Origin of the sequence: Amycolatopsis sp. NPDC059657 (assembly GCF_042734395.1) — a bacterium.
In the GTDB taxonomy this organism is placed as follows: Bacteria; Actinomycetota; Actinomycetes; order Mycobacteriales; family Pseudonocardiaceae; genus Amycolatopsis.
The window spans coordinates 29,057-49,693 of sequence record NZ_JBHWEB010000035.1; the positions used below are offsets into that span (position 1 = coordinate 29,057).

18 protein-coding genes are annotated in these 20,637 nt (G+C 67.1%); 6 read left to right on the forward strand and 12 right to left on the reverse strand.

Annotated elements, in window-relative coordinates; all coding sequences use genetic code 11:
- Positions 1 to 502 precede the first annotated feature (502 nt).
- From ACFV15_RS20360 to ACFV15_RS20380, 5 genes are all read left to right on the forward strand, one after another.
- Entirely contained in the window at positions 503 to 928 is a 426-nt protein-coding gene (locus ACFV15_RS20360) for a hypothetical protein (RefSeq protein ID WP_378352044.1), read from the forward strand.
- Positions 929 to 1,361: 433 nt separating this feature from the next.
- Positions 1,362 to 1,817, forward strand: coding sequence for a low molecular weight protein-tyrosine-phosphatase (locus ACFV15_RS20365; protein ID WP_378352045.1), 456 nt, complete (start codon positions 1,362 to 1,364; stop codon positions 1,815 to 1,817).
- Positions 1,814 to 2,665: a fructosamine kinase family protein gene (locus tag ACFV15_RS20370; protein ID WP_378352046.1), complete on the forward strand. Its 852-nt coding sequence runs from the start codon at positions 1,814 to 1,816 to the stop codon at positions 2,663 to 2,665. The genes ACFV15_RS20365 and ACFV15_RS20370 overlap by 4 nt, the downstream gene beginning before the upstream one ends.
- Positions 2,666 to 2,836: 171 nt before the next feature.
- Entirely contained in the window at positions 2,837 to 4,060 is a 1,224-nt protein-coding gene (locus ACFV15_RS20375; RefSeq protein WP_378352047.1) for a DUF222 domain-containing protein, read from the forward strand.
- A 109-nt stretch (positions 4,061 to 4,169) separates the two neighbouring features.
- A complete protein-coding gene (locus tag ACFV15_RS20380) occupies positions 4,170 to 5,012 on the forward strand; it encodes an SURF1 family protein (RefSeq protein WP_378352048.1) in 843 nt (280 codons plus the stop codon).
- Here ACFV15_RS20380 and ACFV15_RS20385 read toward each other — a convergent pair.
- Positions 4,968 to 5,906, reverse strand: a complete 939-nt coding sequence (locus ACFV15_RS20385; protein ID WP_378352049.1) for a cobalamin biosynthesis protein — start codon at positions 5,904 to 5,906, stop codon at positions 4,968 to 4,970. The genes ACFV15_RS20380 and ACFV15_RS20385 overlap by 45 nt on opposite strands.
- A gap of 49 nt (positions 5,907 to 5,955) precedes the next feature.
- On the opposite strand from ACFV15_RS20385, the gene ACFV15_RS20390 reads away from it, so the two are divergent.
- A complete protein-coding gene (locus ACFV15_RS20390) occupies positions 5,956 to 6,453 on the forward strand; it encodes a gluconokinase (RefSeq protein WP_378352050.1) in 498 nt (165 codons plus the stop codon).
- On the opposite strand, the gene ACFV15_RS20395 is transcribed toward ACFV15_RS20390, so the two are convergent.
- From ACFV15_RS20395 to ACFV15_RS20445, 11 genes are all read right to left on the reverse strand, one after another.
- Positions 6,437 to 7,426 carry an N-acetylglucosamine kinase gene (locus ACFV15_RS20395; RefSeq protein ID WP_378352051.1) on the reverse strand — a complete coding sequence of 330 codons (990 nt, stop codon included), beginning with the start codon at positions 7,424 to 7,426 and terminating at the stop codon, positions 6,437 to 6,439. The two genes, ACFV15_RS20390 and ACFV15_RS20395, sit on opposite strands and share 17 nt — an antisense overlap.
- A complete protein-coding gene (locus ACFV15_RS20400; protein WP_378352052.1) occupies positions 7,423 to 8,688 on the reverse strand; it encodes a 6-phospho-beta-glucosidase in 1,266 nt (421 codons plus the stop codon). The genes ACFV15_RS20395 and ACFV15_RS20400 overlap by 4 nt, the downstream gene beginning before the upstream one ends.
- On the reverse strand, positions 8,685 to 9,575 hold the full coding sequence (locus ACFV15_RS20405) for a carbohydrate ABC transporter permease (RefSeq protein ID WP_378352053.1): 891 nt from the start codon (positions 9,573 to 9,575) through the stop codon (positions 8,685 to 8,687). The genes ACFV15_RS20400 and ACFV15_RS20405 overlap by 4 nt, the downstream gene beginning before the upstream one ends.
- Positions 9,575 to 10,561, reverse strand: coding sequence for a carbohydrate ABC transporter permease (locus ACFV15_RS20410; RefSeq protein ID WP_378352054.1), 987 nt, complete (start codon positions 10,559 to 10,561; stop codon positions 9,575 to 9,577). The genes ACFV15_RS20405 and ACFV15_RS20410 overlap by 1 nt, the downstream gene beginning before the upstream one ends.
- A gap of 5 nt (positions 10,562 to 10,566) precedes the next feature.
- Positions 10,567 to 11,949, reverse strand: coding sequence for an ABC transporter substrate-binding protein (locus ACFV15_RS20415; protein ID WP_378352055.1), 1,383 nt, complete (start codon positions 11,947 to 11,949; stop codon positions 10,567 to 10,569).
- Positions 11,950 to 11,959: 10 nt separating this feature from the next.
- Entirely contained in the window at positions 11,960 to 13,219 is a 1,260-nt protein-coding gene (locus tag ACFV15_RS20420; protein ID WP_378352088.1) for an ROK family protein, read from the reverse strand.
- 342 nt (positions 13,220 to 13,561) lie between these two features.
- Entirely contained in the window at positions 13,562 to 14,581 is a 1,020-nt protein-coding gene (gene nudC / locus ACFV15_RS20425) for an NAD(+) diphosphatase (protein ID WP_378352056.1), read from the reverse strand.
- Entirely contained in the window at positions 14,578 to 15,960 is a 1,383-nt protein-coding gene (locus ACFV15_RS20430; RefSeq protein ID WP_378352057.1) for a M16 family metallopeptidase, read from the reverse strand. The genes nudC and ACFV15_RS20430 overlap by 4 nt, the downstream gene beginning before the upstream one ends.
- Before the next feature lie 2 nt (positions 15,961 to 15,962).
- A complete protein-coding gene (locus tag ACFV15_RS20435; protein WP_378352058.1) occupies positions 15,963 to 17,243 on the reverse strand; it encodes a M16 family metallopeptidase in 1,281 nt (426 codons plus the stop codon).
- A 20-nt stretch (positions 17,244 to 17,263) separates the two neighbouring features.
- Positions 17,264 to 18,844: a DUF2207 family protein gene (locus ACFV15_RS20440; protein ID WP_378352059.1), complete on the reverse strand. Its 1,581-nt coding sequence runs from the start codon at positions 18,842 to 18,844 to the stop codon at positions 17,264 to 17,266.
- Positions 18,841 to 20,598: a DUF2207 family protein gene (locus tag ACFV15_RS20445; protein ID WP_378352060.1), complete on the reverse strand. Its 1,758-nt coding sequence runs from the start codon at positions 20,596 to 20,598 to the stop codon at positions 18,841 to 18,843. Before ACFV15_RS20445 ends, ACFV15_RS20440 begins: the two co-directional genes overlap by 4 nt.
- Between the last annotated feature and the right edge of the window lie 39 nt (positions 20,599 to 20,637).

Below are 20,637 nucleotides of genomic sequence, written 5' to 3' on the forward strand. Positions count from 1 at the left end.
CCCTGCTAACTCCGCCTGTTCATCCCCCCGTTGTTGGACCCCCGCCGCCGCCACCGCGACCCCATCCACCAGCGTGCGCTGGTGGAGGCGGTCCAGTCCGTATGCGGCTAGAACGGCCAACCGGCGGTCTCACCCGCCTCGATCAACGAATCATCCTTAAGGCCTGGTCGGTCAAGCCTCCGAAGGTGTACCGGCGAGCGGTCCCGACCAATGTGTGGCCGTATCGGCACTTGGCGAGGTTCCAGGCGTAGATCGGAACCGAACCCGGAAGGCTGGTGCTGACGTCACCGTAAGCGGCCTGCTCGTCGGTGATGATGACCACGCGTCGTGCCCGGCGAAGTGACCACGCACCGCATCCGTGGTGTCGGTGCCACCGCCCAGGAAACATCCACCGTTCACCCGCTGCTCCGAGCTGAACGAAACCACCTTCGCGTCCGCACAACGGGCTGCGAGCGCTAGGCCGAAGAGCGCCGCCGCGTCCCGCCGCACCAGTGAGCCGTCCTTGCTGAACGGACTGTTCATCGAATACGAGGTGACGATCACGACGAGCGTGCGCCCCGGCAGCTCAGGCACGTTGCCCAGCGAACACGCGATCGCCTTCTCGAGAGACAACGCCCAGCGCTCCGACGGCGCCGCCCGATGTGCGGACAAGAAGCGCATCGGCAACTTCCTCGACCTCGCCCTTCTGATCGAAAAGTTCGCGGCGCCTCTCGACGTCCCATCTGGTCAACGCCGTCCGCGCAGCGAGCATCCCCAGCTCAGCGGGTATCGGCCGAACCGGATTGAAGCGACGGTCGACGATGTCCTTGAACAAGAGGGCCTGGCCATGGTTCTGCGGTTTCGAGTGGACCAGGCTCAACACGTCGGCGACTTGAACGAGCGAGCGACTCAGCAGACTCATCGAAGGTTTTCTCGCCAACCATGTTGAATACGGCGAACAGGAAAAATTCGGTCTTCACGTCACGTGCGTATCCAGTGCCACCTTCATAAGCGGTCGTCCGAACAGCGGTGTTGAACGTGGCCGTCCCCCAAACCCACCTTGCTTGCGAGGAGCGCGAACAGATGCACTCGAGTAATAGTCGGTGAACTAATATCAAATGCTCTGCCGGATTGAGCTACCAAACCGTTAAGGCACTGGACGGGATTCGAACCCGCAACTTCTTCGAACCCGAATTAACCCTCGCCTGCGCACCGCGTGCACCTGCCGACGCTCTCCCGAGAGATTAGTCGCCTACGGCTCAGTTTCATTGAGAGTGAAGTGCCGCGGGCTTCGCACCGGGAGTGCTTCGCAAGGCTAACAGCGCCATTGCCACCGACCGAAGCGATTTACGGCCAGCGGCACCATAGGACAGACTGACGCCATGCTTCATGTCTGCTTCGTCTGCTCAGGCAACATCTGCCGCTCGCCCATGGCCGCGCTCGTGGTCAAGGAACACCTGCGCCGCGAGGGGTTGTCCGTACGGGTCACCAGTGCCGGCACCGGTCCGTGGCACGCGGGCGAGCCTGCCGATTCCCGAGCCCAGGCGACGCTGCGCGCCTACGGTTACCCGACGTCACACATCGCGGCCGAAGTCGACGACGACCACCTGGAAGCTGATCTCCTGCTCGCCGCGGACGCTGGTCACCTGCGGTTTCTTCAGAGCCGCGTCGCAGATCCGTCGAAGGTGCGACTCCTGCGCGAGTTTGACCCGGAGGCACCTGAAGGCGCCGAAGTGCCCGATCCGTACTACGGCGCGGACGGCGGCTTCACAGAAGTGCTGGCCATGATCGAGCGCACCGTTCCAGGCCTCTTGAAGTGGGTGAGGGAACAGGGATGACGGCCGGGGAGGCAGCCGAACGACTCCTCGGCTACCGAGTTGACGACGTCCGCCCCCTTTCCTCGGGCGTTTATGCGGTGACCACCACTGACAGACACTTCATGATCAAGCGCAGCCCAGGTACGTCGGAATCCGCCGGTCTGCTCTGGTTGAGCACGCACGACGACGTGGCGGTTCCTCGCGTGCACGGTTCAGACGGCGAATGGCTGGTCACGGACTTTGTTCCCACTGGGCCACCCACGACCGGAGCCGCGGAGGCGTTCGGCAGAGGCCTGGCCGCACTGCATCTGCGTGGCGCGGATACGTTCGGCACCGCTCCGCCTGGCGGCCCGGTCGACGCCACGATCGGCCTCGCCCCTCTACGCAACGAGCCTTGCGACGATTGGCCCACGTTCTACCTGCGGCACCGCATCGAACCCTACGTCAGATCATGCGTTGATCAGGGTCTGATGACCGTCCGACAAGCAAACGTGTTCGATTCGGTCGGCGAGGTACTGCCACAGTTCTGTGGTCGCTCGGAACAGCCGGCTCGCCTGCACGGCGACCTCTGGAACGGCAACCTGCTCTGGGGAACAGACGGTCAGGTGTGGCTGATCGATCCCGCCGCGCACGGCGGTCATCGCGAGACGGATCTCGCGATGCTGCGTCTTTTCGGCACCCCGTTGCTGGGCCATGTACTGGGCGCCTACGCCGAGGCGGCCGAAAACGCAGGATCGCCGCTACGGGCGGGCTGGCAGGGCCGGACCGACGTGCATCAACTCTTTCCGTTGCTGGTTCACGCAGCACTTTTTGGTAGTGGGTATACGACGGAGGCGCTCTCTACCGCCCGGCGCATCTTGGCACTTTAACCCCTTCACTTTCCCAACCGAGGAGCCTTCGCTGCAAGTCCACAGTGGCTTGTGGTCGTTTACGGACAAATTTCGAGCCATTCGGTCGTTTTCGCGCAAATATCGACGTCTTTACTCCTTTCGCCTCGCCGAGTTTTTCCGCCCGCAGGCTCCTGTGGTTAACGTGGCGGCGTGGTCTCCAAGAAAGCAGTCCCCGCACAGCAGCTGTCTGATGACGAGCTGACTGCAGCCATGCTTGCTTCCGAAGAGGCCATGAACCGCGAGTACGCGCGCATTGTGGATCTCGTCGGTGAATTCGACAAACGCGCGCTCGCACCAAGGAAGGGCTGCCGCAACACATCCGTGTTCCTCGTGAGCGCACTTCGCCTGTCCTATAAGGAGGCGCGGGCAAGAGTCGCACAAGCGAAACTGACGATGCCCGCCGCCAAGACCGCATTGGCATCGGGGAAGATCAACCGAGAACATCTGCAGGAGATCGAGCGCGTTTTGTCTCGGGCGCCGGAGTCGCTGTCCAAGAGCGAACTCACAGCGGATGAAGACTCGCTGGTCAGTCTGGCCCAGCAGGCAAGTCCGTTCACTGTGCGCAAGATCGGGGTCCGGCTCAGGTCGTACTGGGACGTTGAAGCCAAGGACCCGAAAACTCGAGAACAGGATCTGGCTCGTCCCAAGCGAATGTTCCACTACTCCATGACTTCCGATGGGCTGATGGAGTTCTCGGGCGTCTTCGATCCGGAGACTTCGACCATGGTGGCGGGCGTTCTCGCTCCGCTTTCGAAGCCGGATCCCGCCGATGAGATCGGCAGACCTGACAGGCGAACGAAGGACGAACGGCAAGGAGATGCGGTAGCCGCGGTCTTCGACGTGGCCGCTCGCGCCCCCGATCTGCCGCTCAACGCCAGCGAACGCACCACGATGACCGTGACTGTGGGACTCGAGGAGCTCGAACGGCGCGCAGGCATCGCGATGCTTGACAACTACCGAGCCGTCAGCGTGTCCCAGCTGCTCAAACTGTGCTGCGATGCGCGAGTGGTTCCAGCGGTGCTCGGAACGGCTGGCGAGGTCTTGCACCTGGGGCAGCCCGCTGAACTCACCTCACCAGCACAGCAGGCCGCCCTCGCGATCCGAGACCGTGGTTGCAGCCGCCCAGGGTGCACGAGAGGCCCGAAGTGGTGCACACCTCAGCAGGTGACTCGGTGGATCGCCGAGCACGGACCCGTCGAGCTCAAGGACCTCGGCTTGGTCTGCGAACGCGATCGGCATCTACTCCATCACACCGAGTGGGAGATCCAGGCGGGTGAGAACCGGATCGAGTGGGTGCCCCCGGCCTGGCTGGATCCCGAGCGAACACCGATCAGCAACACCGCGCATGACCCGCCCCGGCACAGCGCGGCCTAGCGGCCGACATGCCGATACGACGATTCACAGGTGACCATCCGAACGAGTCGCTGGGTCTCTTCAAGGACCTAGCTGCCGCGCCTGACCAGGCACGGCCTACCGTGGAGGTGTGCGGTTGAAGTTCCTGCTCCGGCCCGGGTGGCTGGCGTTGACGCTGGTGGTGTTCGCGTTCGCCGGCTCGTGCTTCACCCTGCTCGCACCTTGGCAATTCAGCAGGAACACGGAGCGCGAGACGCAGAACGCCGCCCTGCAGGCATCGTTCGTCGGAGCTCCGAAGCCCCTCGGCGAGCTGTTACCTGGCGGAGCAGCACCCGACGAGCGGACGCAATGGCACCTTGCCACCGTCACGGGTTCGTACTTGCCGGAGGCAGAGGTAATCGCACGACTACGAACCGTACAGGGCGAAGCCGCATTCGAAGTCCTTACGCCGTTCAGGCAGGCGGATGGCGCGGTGATCCTGGTTGATCGTGGGTACGTCAGGCCGAATGCGAAGTCCCGGGTGCCGGACTACGCGGCGCCTCCGGCCGGAACGGTGAACCTGGTCACGCGGATTCGCGTGGACGAGAACGACCCGAAGGCGCGAGACGCGTTCGCGGACGCGTCCACCGACGGCAAACTGCACAGCTATGTGGTCGACTCACGAGTCGTGGGCAGGGCGACGAAGCTAGAGATCAGGCCGGGCTACTACCAGCTCGACAATGGCCAGCCAGGTGTTCTCGATGCGTTGCCGCTGCCTCAAACCGACGCGGGCCCGTTCTTCTCCTACGCGTTGCAGTGGATCGCGTTCGGAGCGATGGCCTTGTTCGGGTGGGCGTACTTCACGATTCGTGAGCTCAAGCCTGGCGGCGCCCTGACCGGAGACAAGCAGCGGCGCAAGTCCGTCGCCGAGATCCTCGCCGAGGACGAGTCAGCGCCTGCGTCGCAGTCCGAGAAGGCCGGCCAGAACCACTGAGCTTGCGGCGGCGAGCCACCCGACTACGCGAGAAAGCTCGACGGCTCGGGTCACATGCCCCGCATCCGGGTTCCGGCCGACGCCCAGGACGGGCAGTTCCTCGACTCCGTGGGGGTAGATCGTGCGGCCTCCGACGCGGATTTCAAGCGCTCCCGCGAACGCGGCCTCGACCCGGCCGGCGTTGGGGCTGGGGTGTGCGATCGTGTCGCGGCGCCACGCTTTCCACGCGCCTTGGGCGGACCCTCCTACGACCGGTGCCCCAGTCACGGTCAGCACCGCGGCGACACGCGTCGGGACCAGGTGGACAGCCTCGTCCAAGCGCGCGACGAACCAGCGGTATCGAGGGGAGCGGCCGCGGGCCTGACGGCGGAGCAGGCTGACCGCTCGGGACCCGAGGAGTCCTGGAGCGCCCGCTAACGCGCCCCAGTACAACGGAGCGACGACGACGTCGGAGGTGTTCTCGGCCAGTGATTCGACGGACGCGCGAGACAGGGCGATCGTGTCCAGTTCGTCGGCGACCCTTGGGTCGAGGCTGGCGAGCGTGTGGCGGGCGGCCGGGAGTTTGCCGTCCTCGAGGTCACGAGCCATCGCGGTGCCATGGGCGGCGAGGTCTGCGGCACCCAGGACGACCCAGGTCGCGATGGCCGTGCCCGCAGCTTGCGCTACTGGACTGCGACGACCGACCCGTTCGGTCAGCACGCCGAGCAGGACCGCGGAGCCGGCCAAGACGCTGGCGTGGAGTGCACCGGCAAGTGGATGATCCGAGTTCAGGCGGGTCTCCAGCGCTCGGGCGGCCTTGGCGAAGGTGCTCGCCGGACGGCCGTGCCGAGGCGTTCCGAGTACCCCGTCCGCGGCCACGCCCAGCATCAGCCCGATCGCGCGCCCTGCGGTCACCCTGCCCCCTGTGTTTCCTGACAGCCCATCAGTGGGGCAGGCTACCCGGATGACCGTGTTCGTCGTGATGGGTGTGTCAGGTTCTGGGAAGACAACGCTCGGCAGGAAGCTCGCCGACGCGCTCGAAGTCCCCTACGCCGAGGCGGATGAGTTCCACTCGCCCGAGAACATCGCCAAAATGAGTTCGGGAACTCCGCTCACCGATGAGGACCGTTGGCCCTGGCTGCGGTCGATCGCCGCTTGGATACACGACCACGAGCTCGAAGGTGGGGTCGTGACGTCGTCGGCGCTCAAACGCGCCTACCGCGACCTGCTTCGCGACGGTAATAACGACGTTCAGTTCGTGCATCTGGACGGCAGCAGGGAACTGATCGCGGAACGGCTCGCGCACCGCAGCGGGCACTTCATGCCGCCGTCGCTTTTGGACTCCCAGTTCGCCGACCTCGAAGCGCTCGAAGCCGGCGAACCGGGATGGATCATGAATGCCGCGGATCTCCCGGAGGAGATACTGGCGGCGGTACTGCAGAGGATCAAACTCGCTGAGTAGCCGCTCGGAGCCGGACCTTCGACGCCTCGTCGGCGCCGATGGTGTCGAGACCGAACAGCGCGGCCCCGACCACCGGCGCGACGTCGACGATCTTGACAACCGCCTTCGGTGCCACTTTGAGACAGCGTCGTTCGATGTCGGTGATCACCGAGGTCGCGACGCCGGTCAGCACCCCACCGCCCAGCACGATCTCCGGGGTGGACTCCGTCAGCTCGAGTCGGCGAAGAATCACTCCGACAAGCAGGCTGACCTCCTCGACGAAGCGGTCGACGACCTCCTGTGCCACCGCGTCACCGGCTGAAGCGACCCGGAACAGCAGCGGGCACAACTCGTGGACCGAGTCGCTGTGGATCTCCTCGAAATGCAGACCCTGCACGACTTCCAGCACGGTCGAGGCACCGTAGTGCGTTCTGACCGCGTCGGTCAGCGCGGTGGCCGGACCGCGTCCGTCCTCGGCGCGGATCGCCCACCACAGGGCTTCCTCGCCGAGCCGGTAGCCACCGCCCCAGTCACCGGAGATCTTGCCCAGCGCGGGAAAGCCGGTTTCGCGCCCATCCCGGCCGATACCGACGCCGTTGATGCCCGCGCCGCAGACCACGGCCACCCCGATGCCATCGGATGTGCCCGCCCGTAGCAGGGCGAGCGTGTCATTGGCGAGGGTCAGCGACTCCGACCAGCCGCGAGCGGCCAATGCCTTGGCGAGGGCTTCCTCTTCACGGGGGAAGTCGAGCCCCGCCAGGTAGGCAGAGGTGTGCACCGCGAACGGCCGGGTCGTTGCCTTGCCGGCGGCCTCGAGTGCCTGGATCACCAAGCCCTCGAGCGCTGTGACGCAGCCTTCGACCCCGACGTTCTGCGGGGACGCACCCGGACCGCGTGAGCTGCCGAGCACGGTGCCGGCAGCGTCGACCACTAGGACGTCGGTCTTGCTGTTGCCGCCATCGATGGCGATCACGACGTCGTGGGGTGCGGTCATGCGGTAGCCCACGGTAGAAGGTGCTGGTTCTCCTTGACCAGGCTGTCGGCTAGCTGGTCGGCGTAGTCGTACTGGCCGACCAGCGGGTGCGCCAGCAGCGCGTCGGCGACCCGGTCACGGCCACCCTTGAGCGCCGCCTCCAGAGCCAGGTTCTCGTACGCGGTGACGTGCGAGATGAGGCCTGCGTACAGCGGTTCGACCGGGCGAGCGGCGAGCGGCTTGGCACCGGTTCCGTCCACGGAGGAAAGCGCCTCGATGACCGCGTCGTCCGGCAGGAACGGCAGGGTGCCGTTATTGGCCACGTTGACGACGTGCTCTTCGGCAGGTCCACCACCGGTGAGCGCGTGCACGAGTTGCACAGCGGCCTCGGAGTAATAGGCACCGCCACGCTTCTCGAGCGCCTCGGGCTTGGTGACGACCTCGGGGTCGGCGTATACCTTGAGGAGCTCTTCTTCGACGTCGCTGACCACCTCGGCACGCGGACGCTCGGTCCGCTGCTGCTCGACGATCTTGTCGTGCGAGTAGAAGTACTTCAGGTAGTACGACGGCACGACGTTCATCCGGCGCATCCAGTCCAGCGGGACGCTGACGTGCTCCGCGATGTGCTCGCCGTGCTGGCCGAGCAGTTCGGGCAGCCGGTCGACACCATCGACGTAGACGCCGCGTTCCCAGCTGAGGTGGTTCAGCCCGGTGTGCTCCAGGCGGACGTCATTGGCGCCGACATCCAGCAGCTGCGCGAACGTCCGCTGCAGGTGGATGGCCACGTTGCAGAGGCCGACCGCGCGGTGGCCTTCGCGCAGGAGCGCCCTGGTGACGATGCCCACCGGGTTGGTGAAGTTGACTATCCAGGCGTCGTCGCCCGCGACTTTCCTTACCCGCTCGGCGATGTCGAGCACCACGGGCACGGTGCGCAACGCCTTCGCGAGGCCGCCCGCACCGGTCGTTTCCTGGCCGACGCAACCGCAGGCGTGCGGGAAGGTCTCGTCCGAACGACGCGCCTTCTGACCGCCGACGCGCAGCTGGATCAGGACGGCCGACGCGCCGTCGACCCCTTCCTCCAGATTGCTGGTCGTGCGGATCCGTGCCGGGTGACCGGCGTGGTCGAGCAGGCGCTGCCCGAATTCCCCGACGATGTCGACCCGGTAGGTGTCCGGATCGATCAGCACGATCTCGTCGACGTCCAGCGTGGTGCGCCGTCCGGCGATTCCGTCGATCAGCTCGGGCGTGTAGGTCGAGCCGCCACCGACAACCGCTAACTTCATCCCTTAACCCCTGTGAATGTAATGCCCTTGACGAAGGACTTCTGCGCGAAGGCGAACAGAATGAGAACCGGGGTCATGCACAGCGCCGTTGCCGCCATGGTCAGGTTCCATTCGACGTGGTGCATGCCGCGGAACGACGCCAGCGCGAGGGACATCGTCCAGTTCTCGCGGCTGTCGCCCGTGTAGAGGAGCGGACCGAAGTAGTCGTTCCAGGTGAACAAGAAGCAGAACATCGCGGTGGCCGCGATACCCGGCTTCGCCATCGGGATGAGCACCTTGGTCATCGCCTGGAACTCACTGCACCCGTCGATCTTCGCCGCTTCCAGGTAGTCCTTCGGAATCGTGAGGAAGAACTGCCGGAGCAGGAAGATGGAAAACGCGTCGAACAAGAAGTACGGCACGACCAGCGGGGCCAGCGTGCCGGTCAGGCCGAGCCGCACCCACAGGTCGTACAATGGGACCACGACGACCTGCGGCGGCAGCATCATCGCCGCCACGACCAGCATGAAGAAGACCGTGTTGCCCCGCCAGCGCAGTTTCGCGAGTCCGTAGGCAGCCGGGATCGACGAGATGAGCACGCCGATCGTGGCCAGCCCCGAGTAGACGAAACTGTTGAAGAAGTAGGTCAGCAGATCCGACTGCTGGAAGACCTTGACGAAGTTCTCGAAGTGCCATTCGCTCGGCCACAGGCTCGAGGACATCGCCTGGTCGCTCTTCATCACTGCGGTCAGCACGACGAACAGCACCGGGGCCGTGAAGATGACCGCGAGTGCGATACCCGTGCTGTGGGTGGCGATCGAGAACAGGCGCTTGTCCCACTCCCGTCGCCGTTGCATGATCGGCTTGCGGGGAACCGGGCGGCGTTTCGTGTCGCTCAGTGTGATCATCAGCCCTCCTCCGCCGTCGAAGCCTTGCGGATCTGCCGCACCAGGATCGCGGTGAACGCGAACGAAACGATGAACAGCAGTACCGCCATCGCCGCCGCGTATCCCATGTTGAAGTACCGGAAACCCTGTACGTAGAGCCAAACCGGATAGGTCAGCGTCGAGTTCTGGGGCGCACCGATGTATCTGGTGTTGCCTGCGACGTCAGCGGCACCGGACGCGACCGAGCCGGCGACGATCGCCTGCGTGAAGAACTGCAGCGCGAAAATGATCGAGTTGACGATGCCGAACAGCAGCACCGGCGAGATCGACGGCAACGTGATGTGCCAGAACCGCCGGACCGCGCCACAGCCGTCGAGCTCGGCCGCTTCGTACTGCTCCTGCGGGACGTCGAGCAGGGCGGCGAGGATGATGATCATCAGCTCACCGGAGCCCCACATGACGAGCAGGGTCAGCGCCGGCTTCGACATGGCCGGGTCGTTGAACCACAGGCCGCCGTCGACGCCGACCAGCCGCAGGAACCGGTTGACCGGGCCGAACTCAGGGTTGAACAGGAAGACGAACGCCAGTGTCGCCGCCGCGGGCGGGGCGAGCGCGGGCAGGTAGCACAAGGTGCGGATGATGCCGACGCCTCGCTTGAGCCGCGAGATCACCGAAGCCACACCGAGCGAGAAGATCACCCTGACCACCGTGAGCACGATGACCAGCCAGAGTGTGTTGTACGCGGCCTTGCCGACCAGCGGTTCGCTGGTGAACATCCGCACGTAGTTGTCGAACCCGATCCACTCTGGCGGATTGATCAGGTCATACCGGGTGAACGAGTAGTAGACCGTGGCGATCAGCGGGTAGCCGAAGAAGATGGCGAACCCGATGAACGCCGGGGCCATGAAGCCGAGGAATGTCCACTTGCGGCGGGAGCGGCCCCCCGCCCGTGCCTTTCCAGACACGGGCGAGGAGCTCGTCGCCTTCGGACTCAACGTGGCGGTCACTGGTCTCAGCCGCCGCCGCGCTTCTGGGCCAGCTCGTCATTGATCTGCGCGTCGACCTTCTTCAGGCCTTCTTCCAGGTTCGGCTCGTTGCCTGCCTGCCAGCGCTCGGCGAAGTCGTTGACGGCCTTGAGATGGGCGTCACCGATGTTCGTGGACGGGTTGGGCAGCAGCTTGCCGCTGCTGAACATGTCCAGGAACTTCTGGAACTGCGGGGTGACCTTCAACCCGGGGTCGTGCAGCGATTCGTTGGTGCTCGGCAGGTTCTTGAGGCCGTTGGACAGGTCGACCAGGGTCTGGGTGTCCAGCGACATCTGCTTGACGAGCTCCCACGAAGCGCCGGGGTTCTTGACGCCCTTGGGGATCGCGATGATGGTGCCCGTGGTGAAGGCACCGCCGTAGCGCTGCTCCTTCTTGCTGTCGAGCACGGGCGGGGGCGCGGTGTCGAACTTGAGGTCCGGCGCCTGGTCGCGGATGAAGGCCTCGCGGTATTCACCGTCGTAGGTCATCGCGATCTTGCCCTTTTGGAACGCGTTGTCGGCCGAGTACTCGTCGCCGAGGCCCGCCTTGAACTGCTCCAGCTTGTCGTGGCCGTAGAAGTCGATGAGCTTCTTCTGGAAGTTGAACATCTCCTTCCACTCCGGGCTGGCGGCGAGGTTGGACTTGCCGTCCTTGTCGAGCCAGGTGGCACCGAAGTTCGGGGCCCAGATCTGCGCCTGGTTCTCGTAGAACGGCATGTTCGGCAGGAAGCCGGCGACCTTGATCGAGCCGTCCGCGTTGAACTGCGTCAGCTTCTTCGTGTACTCGAACAGCTCGGTGGTGGTCTTCGGGGCCTCGCTGAGCCCCGCGGCCTTGAGCATGTCGGTGTTGACGTAGAAGCCGTAGACGTCGGCGAGCATCGGCATCGCACACCGCTTGCCGCCGAACTCGGTGTAACTGCGCACCGCGTCCGGGATGGTGTTGATGTCGATCTTGTCGCGCTCGATGTAGGGCTTCAGGTCGATGAAGCTGCCCGTGGAGCACCAGGCGCCGAGGTTATCGGTGAAGAACGAGATGGCGACGTCGGGCGGGTTGCCGCCGCGGATCGAGGACGTCAGCTTGTCGTCGTCCTGGTTGCCCTCGTGCTTGATCTCGATGTTCGGGAACTTGGCCTTGAGGTTGTTGAGCCCCTTGGTCACGATGTCGAACTCGCGCGAGGTGAACTTGCTGTAGACGGTCAGCGTGAGCTTGTCGTCCTTGTTGGGCGCGGGCGCGGGGGCACCGTCCTTCGTCGCGCCGCCACCGCCGGCTCCACCGCAAGCGGTGAGCATGGCGGCGGATGCCGCCACGCTGGCTAATATCAGGGCGCGCCGTGGGCGGCCACTTCCTCTGACCCGGGTCATGGAGCGCATGAGCCTCCTCCTAGTCGGTTATGCCGGGGGACTGTGGAGCTGTTCTCGAACTCGGGATCGCGACGGCGGCGCCGGGTGATCCCTCCGCGGTCCTGCGTGACCCGAGTAGCGATGAGGTCGTCGCGGAAACCAGGCCGAACACGTCCTCGCGCACGGTGGCGAGGGCGGACTGAAGCGCACCGGCGCGCACGGCGTTGCCCTGTACCGAGGCGAGGCCGACGGGGGTGCGGGGAAGAACGAGTTCGTGGAGCCGGACGGCGACGTGTTCGGCGAACACCTCACCGCCCGCGCGGCTGACGTCGCCGCAGAGCAGGACGACTTCGGGATCGACGACGCTGACCACGCTGGCGACGCCACCGGCGACGCGGCGCGCGAGGTCGTCGAGGAAGCCGTCAGCGCCGGTTTCGCGGGCGGTGGCGACCGCGTCCCAGCCGGTTTCGCCTGGCACACCGTGTGCCTTGGCGAGGCGTACAATCGCGGGTGAGTCAACGATTTCACCGAAGCGCGCGCCAGAGCGGGTGATCCCGTCCTCGGTTTTTACCGACGCGGGGTCCGGGACGCGCATCCAGTCGATTTCGCCGCCGCCGCCGGTGGCGCCGCGCAGGAGCCGCCTGCCGACGACCACCGCGCCACCGACACCTTCGCTGAGCCAGACGAGGACGAAGTCCCGCAGGTCGACGGCCCGGCCTTCGGTCATCTCCTCGATGGCGACGAGGTTCACGTCGTTCTCGATGGTGACTTCGATGTTCAGTTCGGTGCTGAGCCGGGTGGGCACGTCGAAGCCGAGCCAGCCGGGGATGTGGGGGGCGGATCCTATGTGGCCCGTGCGCGGGTCGCAGGCGCCTTGGGCGCCGATGACGACGTGACGCAGATCGGCGCGCTGCAGGCCTGCCGCCTTCACGACGCGGTCGAGCGCGGTGCCGAAGGAGCCGACCACGTCGGCGCCGGCGTGCACGGGGAGCTGCACGCGGTGCTCCGCGAGGATCGCGCCGGTGATGTCGGCGACGACGAAGTCGGCGACGTGCGGGGTGAGGTCGACGGCCGCGACGTGGGCGAGTCCGCCGTTGACGGTCCACAGCTGCGCGCGGGGGCCTCGGCCGCCGCCGCGGACACCCGCTTTGACGACCACGCCTTCGGTTTCGAGGCGGGCGAGGAGCTGGGCGGTGGCCGGCTTGGAGAGGCCGATCGCGTACTCGAGTTCCGAGCGCGTCGAGGGCCCCACCCTCAGCAGGGCGTCGATGGCGGCGCGGTCGTTCATCTCGCGCAGCATCCGGGGGCTTCCGGCTCTCACTCTGTACTCCGACTTTATTAGGAAACTTTACAGACGATTTCGGGGACTGTAGTGAGCGCCACATCAGGCGTCAACACCGGTTTGAAACAGACGCATAACGCTTCGAGGCCCGGCGAACGGCACATGCGTGGTCGGTGTGGATTTTTCGTCGGGGAACCGTTTACCGAGCAAGAATGCTCAGATCCGTGCAGGTGAGAGCGCTCCGTTGGGGACTTTCCCGCCTTGCGAGCCTGCCGGTGAAAGAGGAACACCCGCCCAAAACGAAGGACGCCTCCCCTAGCCATGTGGCGTAGGGAAGGCGTCCTTCCGAACCAACGTTCCTCAGGCCTCGGCGTGTGCCCAGGCGTCGAGCATGACCCGGGCGATCGACGAGTTGCCCGGCATGATCATCGAAGCGCGGCCGCCCGCGATGGGGGTCGGGACCGCGTGCCCGGTGCGTTCCTGGGAGTTCGCGAACGCGGCGCGGACCTCGTCACGCGAGACCCACAACGCTTCCTCGATCTCGCCCTCGGCCGGGGTGAGCGGGGCCGCCATGTCGGCGCGGGCCGTGAAGCCCAGCATGATCGAACGCGGGAACGGCCACGGCTGGCTACCGAGGTAGCGGATGGCCGAGACCTCGGCGCCCACCTCCTCGCGGATCTCGCGCTCGACGCAGCCTTCGAGTGACTCGCCCGCCTCGACGAAGCCCGCGAGCACCGAGTACCGCCCCGGCGGCCAGATCGGCTGACGTGCCAGCAGCACGTGCGAGCCGTTGACACCCGAGTCGTCGTGCACGAGGCAGATCACCGCCGGGTCGGTACGCGGGTACTCCTCGCGCTCGCACGAAGTGCACCTGCTCGCCCAGCCCAGCTGGATGAGCGTTGTCTCCGCGCCGCAGCGCGCGCAGAACCGCGCCTGGCGACGCCAGTGCCGCAGCGCCTGCGCGGTCGTGAAGAGGCCGGCGGACGTGTCGTCCAGCAGGTCGCCGTAGCCGCGCAGATCGACCCACGCTTCGCCGTCGACGACCGGGACCTCCTCGAGCACGCCCCAGCTGCCTGCCAGCTGCTGGATCTCCGGCTCGCCGCGCCATTCGCCACGAGCCGCCCAGTAGTCGACGTCCTGCCACTCCCCCAGGAACACCGCGTCGTCCGGCGGCGCGTCGCCGAAGTCGAGTGCCCGGCGTGTCGCCAGTGTCGCCTCGGAGAGGCGAACCGGCGACCGTCCCCGGTCGTCGAGCAGCATCACGCGGGCCTTGGGCCAGCGTGTGCGCAGCCGATCAGGGTTGCCACGCAAGGTTTCCTGGCGATCCACTGTGGACCGGGACAGGGTCGGCAGAGCAGCGAGCTGGAACGGGACGGTCATACGGTGGGGTCACCCACGGTCACATCACCGACGGCGGTCAGCTTCTCCGCGAGCAGGTCCGCGTCGCCGACGATCACGCCGGTGAACCGCTTGGGCCCGAAGTACGCCAGCGCCGCCTTCTCCACGTCTTCGCCGGTCACCTGCGCGAGCCGCGTCGGGTGCTCGGCGAGCCAGTCGAGGCCGAGCCCGTTCGACACCAGCGCGGTGAGCTGGCGAGCCAGACCGGCCTGCGAGGACGTCGACGTGACGAGCGAGCCGATCGCGTACTGGCGCACCGACTCGACCTCGTCCTTGGTCGGCGGCACCAGCGCGAGCCTGCCCAGCTCGTAGCGGGTCTCGAGCAGCGCGGCCGCGGTCGCCGGGCTGGCGGTGTCGGCGTCGATGTTGACCGTCGCCGTCTGGTCGGTGAACTCGAAGCCGGAGTGCGCGCTGTAGGTGTATCCCTTGTCCTCACGCAGGTTTTCGACCAGACGCGAGGAGAAGTAGCCGCCGAAGGCCAGGTTCGCCAGCTGCAGCGCGGCGTAACCGGGGTCCGTGCGCGGCAGCGCCTGCGCGGACAGCCGGATCTGCGACTGCACGGCGCCCGGCCGCGGCACCAGCAGCACCGGGCCACCGGCCAGCTCCGGCAGCGCGGGTAGCCGGACCGCCGAAGCGTCGGAAACCCAGCCGGACAACGCCTTTTCGATGTCCGCGACGACCTGCTGCGGGTCGATGTCGCCGACGATCACCAGCGCCGCGCCGCGCGGCAGCACGGACGCGGTGTGCAGTGCGCGGACCTCTGCGGGGGTCACCTCGGTGACGTCGGTCGCCTCGGGGGTCTCGAAGGTCGCCGGGTGGTTGCCGTAGCGGTGCTTCTGCAGTGCCTCGCGGGCGATCGTGCGCGGCTGCGTCCTGGCGATGCTGATCCGCTCGATCAGCCGTTCCTTCTCGCGCGCCACTTCGGCGTCCACATAGGACGCCCCGGTGAGCGAGTCGGCGACCACGTCGAGCAGCGTCGGCAGGCCGCTGGACAGCGCGTTGCCGGAGATGATCAGACGCTCCGGGTCGACCCCGGCGGAGATGTCGCCGCCGATGAGCGCGAGCTCGGTGTCGACGCCGACGCGGTCGCGCCGCACGGTGCCGGTGAACAGCGTCTCGGCGAGCACCTCGGCGCGTGCCGGGTGCATGCGGTCGTCACCGGCGAACGGGATCCACAGGCGGAACTCGATCAGCGGGACGTTCGCCTTGCGCACGGCCAGCACCCGCAGCCCGTTGCCGAGCACCGTGTCCACATGGGACAGGTCGGCGGCGGCGCGCTGGTCGCCGAGCGGCGGCAGCGGCCGGGGGCCCTGCTCGGTCCGGCCGATCTCCTCCGCCGTGCGATGTGTTGCTGCGGTCACGATCACTTGCCTCCCTCGGGCTTGACCACCAGTACCGCGCGCGAGTCCGGGCGCAACGCCTTGGCCGCGGCCGAGACGTCCTCCGCGGTGATCGCGGCCATCCGGTCGGCCAGCGTCGACACCAGTGCGGCGTCGGAATAGAGCAGTTCGAACGAGCCGAAGCCGAGCGTGCGCGAGAGCAGCTGGTCGTGCTCCTGGTGCAGGCCCGCGGCCCAGCGCGCGGTCACCCTGGTGAGTTCCTGGGCGTCCGGCGGGGTGGAGGCGAGCTTCTCCAGTTCCTCGTCCAGCGCGCCGAGCACGCGCTCCGTGGAGACGTCCGGCGGGTGGATCGCGGTGACGGTGAACGTGTCGGGGTCACGCGCCTCGAACGGGCCGAACAGACCGGCGCCCGCGTTGAGGTCGACGACCAGCGGCTCGCGGTGCACCAGGCGCTGCTGCAGCCGTGAGCCGTCGCCGTCGGTCAGCACGCCCGCGAGCACGAGGTTCGCGAGGTAGCCGTCGAGGTCGTTGATCGGGTCCGGCATGCGGTAACCGACGCCGAGCGCGGGCAGCGGGGCGTGCGGGTCGGTGTGCTCGCCGCGCAGTTCGCCGACCGGGTGGGGCTCGAAGAACGAAGGCCGTTCGGGGCGCGGGCGGAACTGCACGTCACCGAAGTGCTTCTCGATGAGCTCTCGCGCGCGGTCGACGGTGAAGTCGCCCGCGACCGTCAGCACCGCGTTGGACGGCGCGTAGTAGGTGTCGAAGAACGCGGCGCAATCGTCCAGTGTGGCCTGTTCGAGGTCCTCGAACCCGCCGTATCCGTTGTGCGCGTTGGGGAACGTCGAGTACAGCACCGGCGGCAGCAGGATCCACGGGAACCCGCCGTACGGCCGGTTCAGCACGTTGAGGCGGATCTCCTCCTTGACCACGTCGATCTGGTTGGCCAGGTTCTCCTGCGTCAGCTTGGGCGCGCGCATGCGGTCCGCTTCGAGGAACAGCGCGCGCTCGAGCGCCGCGGCGGGCAGCACCTCGTAGTAGTCGGTGTAGTCCGGGTGCGTGGAGCCGTTGAACGAGCCACCACTGGACTGCACGTGACGGAAGTGTGCGAGTTTCTCGAGGCTTTCGCTGCCCTGGAACATCAAATGCTCGAACAGGTGCGCGAAGCCGGTTCGCCCTTCCGGTTCGGACCGGAAGCCCACGTCGTAGTGGACGCTGACCGCGACGACCGGTGCGGTGTCGTCCGGAGCCAGTACCACGCGTAAGCCGTTGTCGAGGGTGAACCTAGTGAGTTCAGGAACCGCCATGGCCTCACCCTACGGGTTTCTCAGCCTTCGAGGCGACGCCCCCGGCGTGACCCGGCGAACGTTCCCACGAGCGCGGCGGTGAATTCACTCACCCGCCGCAGTGACCCCACTCCGCCGTACCAATACGGCTTCGGCGGCGACTTCAAAGCGTTGAACGCGTTCACCCAATCGTCGACTTCACCGAGGGTCAGCGCGTACGGTAGCGCGCGAGAGAACACCAGGTCGCGGGCCAGTTTGGGGACGCCTTTCGCGCGCGTGGCGTGCAGCTGGTCCCGAAGCCCGAGCAGGCGGCGGCGCAGCTGCCTGCCGCGATCGGTGCGCGACGGCACGAATCGGGCGGCGAACGCGGTGAGCAGACCCGCGATGGCGACGGCCACCCCGAGCTGCGCGTAGCCGATCGTGAACGCGAGCACGGCGGTCAGGAACAGGCCGTAGCAAACGACTCGGAGACCGCGCCGGGACAAAGTGCCCCCGCGCCGGAGCCAGCGCCTGCCGACGACGTCTTCGCGCAGGACCGTTCGCACCGCGGCGACGCCCACTCGCTCGGTCCTGAGCTCGGACAGGGTGCGAGTGTCACCGGGCAGCACGAGTTCGAACACGGCACGTTCGAAGTCGGTGAGGTGCTCATCCGGCGGGTTGCGGCGGGTCAATCGCCAGTCGGTGAGGCCGTCGTCCTCGCTCTCCTCGACCCAGAGGTAGTTGCGGACGGCCAGGTCGAGCACGGTCGCGGCGAGGTCGACCTCATCGGCGCGTCCGGACAGGACGGTGCCGACGTGACCCGGCAGCACGCCGTCCGGGGACGCGAACACCGCGTCCGCGTCGTCGCCGGACACGACTTCGACGGGCAGCGGATCGCCCGGCTCGGCGTCGCGGCGGCGGGCCAGCCACAGCCACGCGCCGCCGATGACGGCGAGCATCGCGAACAGGATCCAGCCGAGCACGACGGGCGTCGTGAGCACGAACGCGCCGGCGAGTGTCTTCGACGGTGCGAACTCGGCGTTGGCCGGCACCGAGCCTGCCGGCAATTCGACGGCGATGTCCATCGGCTGCCCGGCCGCCAGGTTCTGCTGGCTGAACCGGGTGAGTCCGATGTGGTCGATCTGCGCGGCCCCGCAATGGCGATCCGCGGAGCCGAGTGAACAGCTGACCGCCTGCGCGATCTGCGGCGCCGCGAACGACGCGCGGACCAGCGCCAGCTTGGTGTCCCAGCCACCGGCGAGACGCCAGCTGACGTGCAGGACGTCGTGGTCGTCGTCGACCGCACCGTCCACTTTGTACCGGAGGATCGAGGTGCCGCCGCGCAGCGTCACGGTGAAGACGTCGCCGCTCTGCTCGGTACTCCCGGCGCCTTCGAGGCTGACGTCGTGGATTCCGTATACGCGGTCACGGTTGTGCGCGGCGGGCACACGCAGATCGATCTTGCGGACCATGGTCGTGCCCGCGGGCACCGAAACGGCTTCGGCCACCGACAGCGTGCCGTCGCGTTCGACCTTGAGCTGAATCTCCGCACTGTTCGGCAGGTTCGGCAGCGGCGGATCGTCCGCCCATGCCGAACCTGCCGAGACGAGCAGGAAAACCGCCGCTAGGAGCGCGGCCCTCACGCCGGGACGGGCTGCAGCGAACGCAAGTGGCCCGATTCGGCCAGCAGGCCGTCCAAAGCCGTCAAGAACGCCGGGAAATGCGTGGCGAAGCGATGCAGATCGCGCTCTTGGTCAAGTCCGCCGAACCAGTACAGGCCAGCGGATCCGTCGGCCGACGGGTCCAGCGAGGCGAACGTCCGCAGCCAGCGTTCGCTGTCGCCGAGCACGACCGCGAACGGCAGCGAGCGCGAGAACACCAATTCGCGATCCGCGGCCGGGATGTCCTCGACCTTGACGTTGTGCAGGTAATCCAGCAGCCCGCGCACGTTGCTCACGAGCAGGCGCCCGCGCGGGGTCCGCGACGGCAGCCAGCCCGCGCCGAGCACCAGCGCGATCCCGGCGACGGCCAGCGCGACGCCGAGCAACGCGTTGCCGATGCTGAACGCCAGTGCGACCGTCGCGGCGAGCCCCGCGCCGAACAGGCCGACACCGATCCAGGTCAGCAGGCTCTTGCCGCTGTCGGGGCGGCGTGCGAACCAGCCCTTGCGCACCACGTCGGCGTACATCGCGTCGCTGACCTTGCGCAGGTCCAGCGAGCCACGCGAGCGGATCTCGGACAGCAGCACGCTGTCCGTGCCGTCCGGCAGCAGCGTTTCGAAGATCGCGCGCTCGAACTCGTGCAGGTTCTCGTCGGCCGGATTGCGGCGGCTGATTTGCCAGTCGACCGTGCCCGAGCCGCTCGGGACCTCGGCGATCCACAGGTAGTTGCGCACCGCGAGGTCGACGACGGTGGCGCTGATGTCGACCACGTCGACCGTCTCGTCGACGACCGTGCCGACCTGGCCGGGCAGCACGCCGTCTGGCGAAACGAAGGTGACGTGCCCGCCGTCGCGCTGCAGGACGTCGACCGGCCCGGAGCCGCCTGCCAGCGCGGCGGCGTCACGTTTGCGCAGGCGCCATACGAGCAGCGCGCCCAGTAGCAGCAGGAGCGCGAGCAGCCCGAAGCCGATGCCGACGGCCGTGGTCAGCGCGAACGCGCCGGCGGCGCCCGAGATCGCTTCGAAACGCGCGTTCGCGGGCACGGAACCCGCGGGAAGACCGACCGACAGGTCGACCCGGTCGCCCTGCTTGAGGTCGTCGTGTTCGATCCGAACGATGCCTGTGTGGTCGACCTCGGCGAGCGTGCATTGCTGGTCGGAGCCGATCGGCCCGGCGAAGCAGTTGACGAGGGAGAGCTCGCGCACGGGCGCGATGACCGAGGCGGTGACCCTGGCGACCGGCTCCGACCAGCCGCTCGCGAGCTGCCAGCGCAGCTGCTGGCCGCCGTCGAGGTCGGCGACCGCGCCGTCCACTGTGTACCTGACGGTCGACTCGCCCGGCGGGAAGGTGATGGTGACGTTGTCGGAGTTCTGGCTGATGGTCGCCGGGCCCTCGGCCTTGATCTCGGGAATGCCGAAAACTCGGTCCTGGTCACCGGTCGCGGGCACGCGCAGCGGGATCACACGGACGAGCTGTTTACCGCCCGGGATCTTCACCTTTTCGGCTACGTTCAGCTTGCCGTCACGCCCGACCTTCAGCTCCAGGTCGCTGGTCGGTCCGTCCGGCTGGGACTCAGCGACACGCCCGGCGACGCCGTTCGGCGGCCGCGGGATCGTGATGTCCGGCTGGTCGGGCACGGAAGGTCCGCCGGCGGGCGGGATATCGAAGTCCGGCTGAGCCGGGAACATCACGGCGGCGGCGGTCAATACCGCGGCCGGCCCCCATTTCGTCAACACAGCCACACACCCTAGATCAATCCATTTATGCTGGCGGCC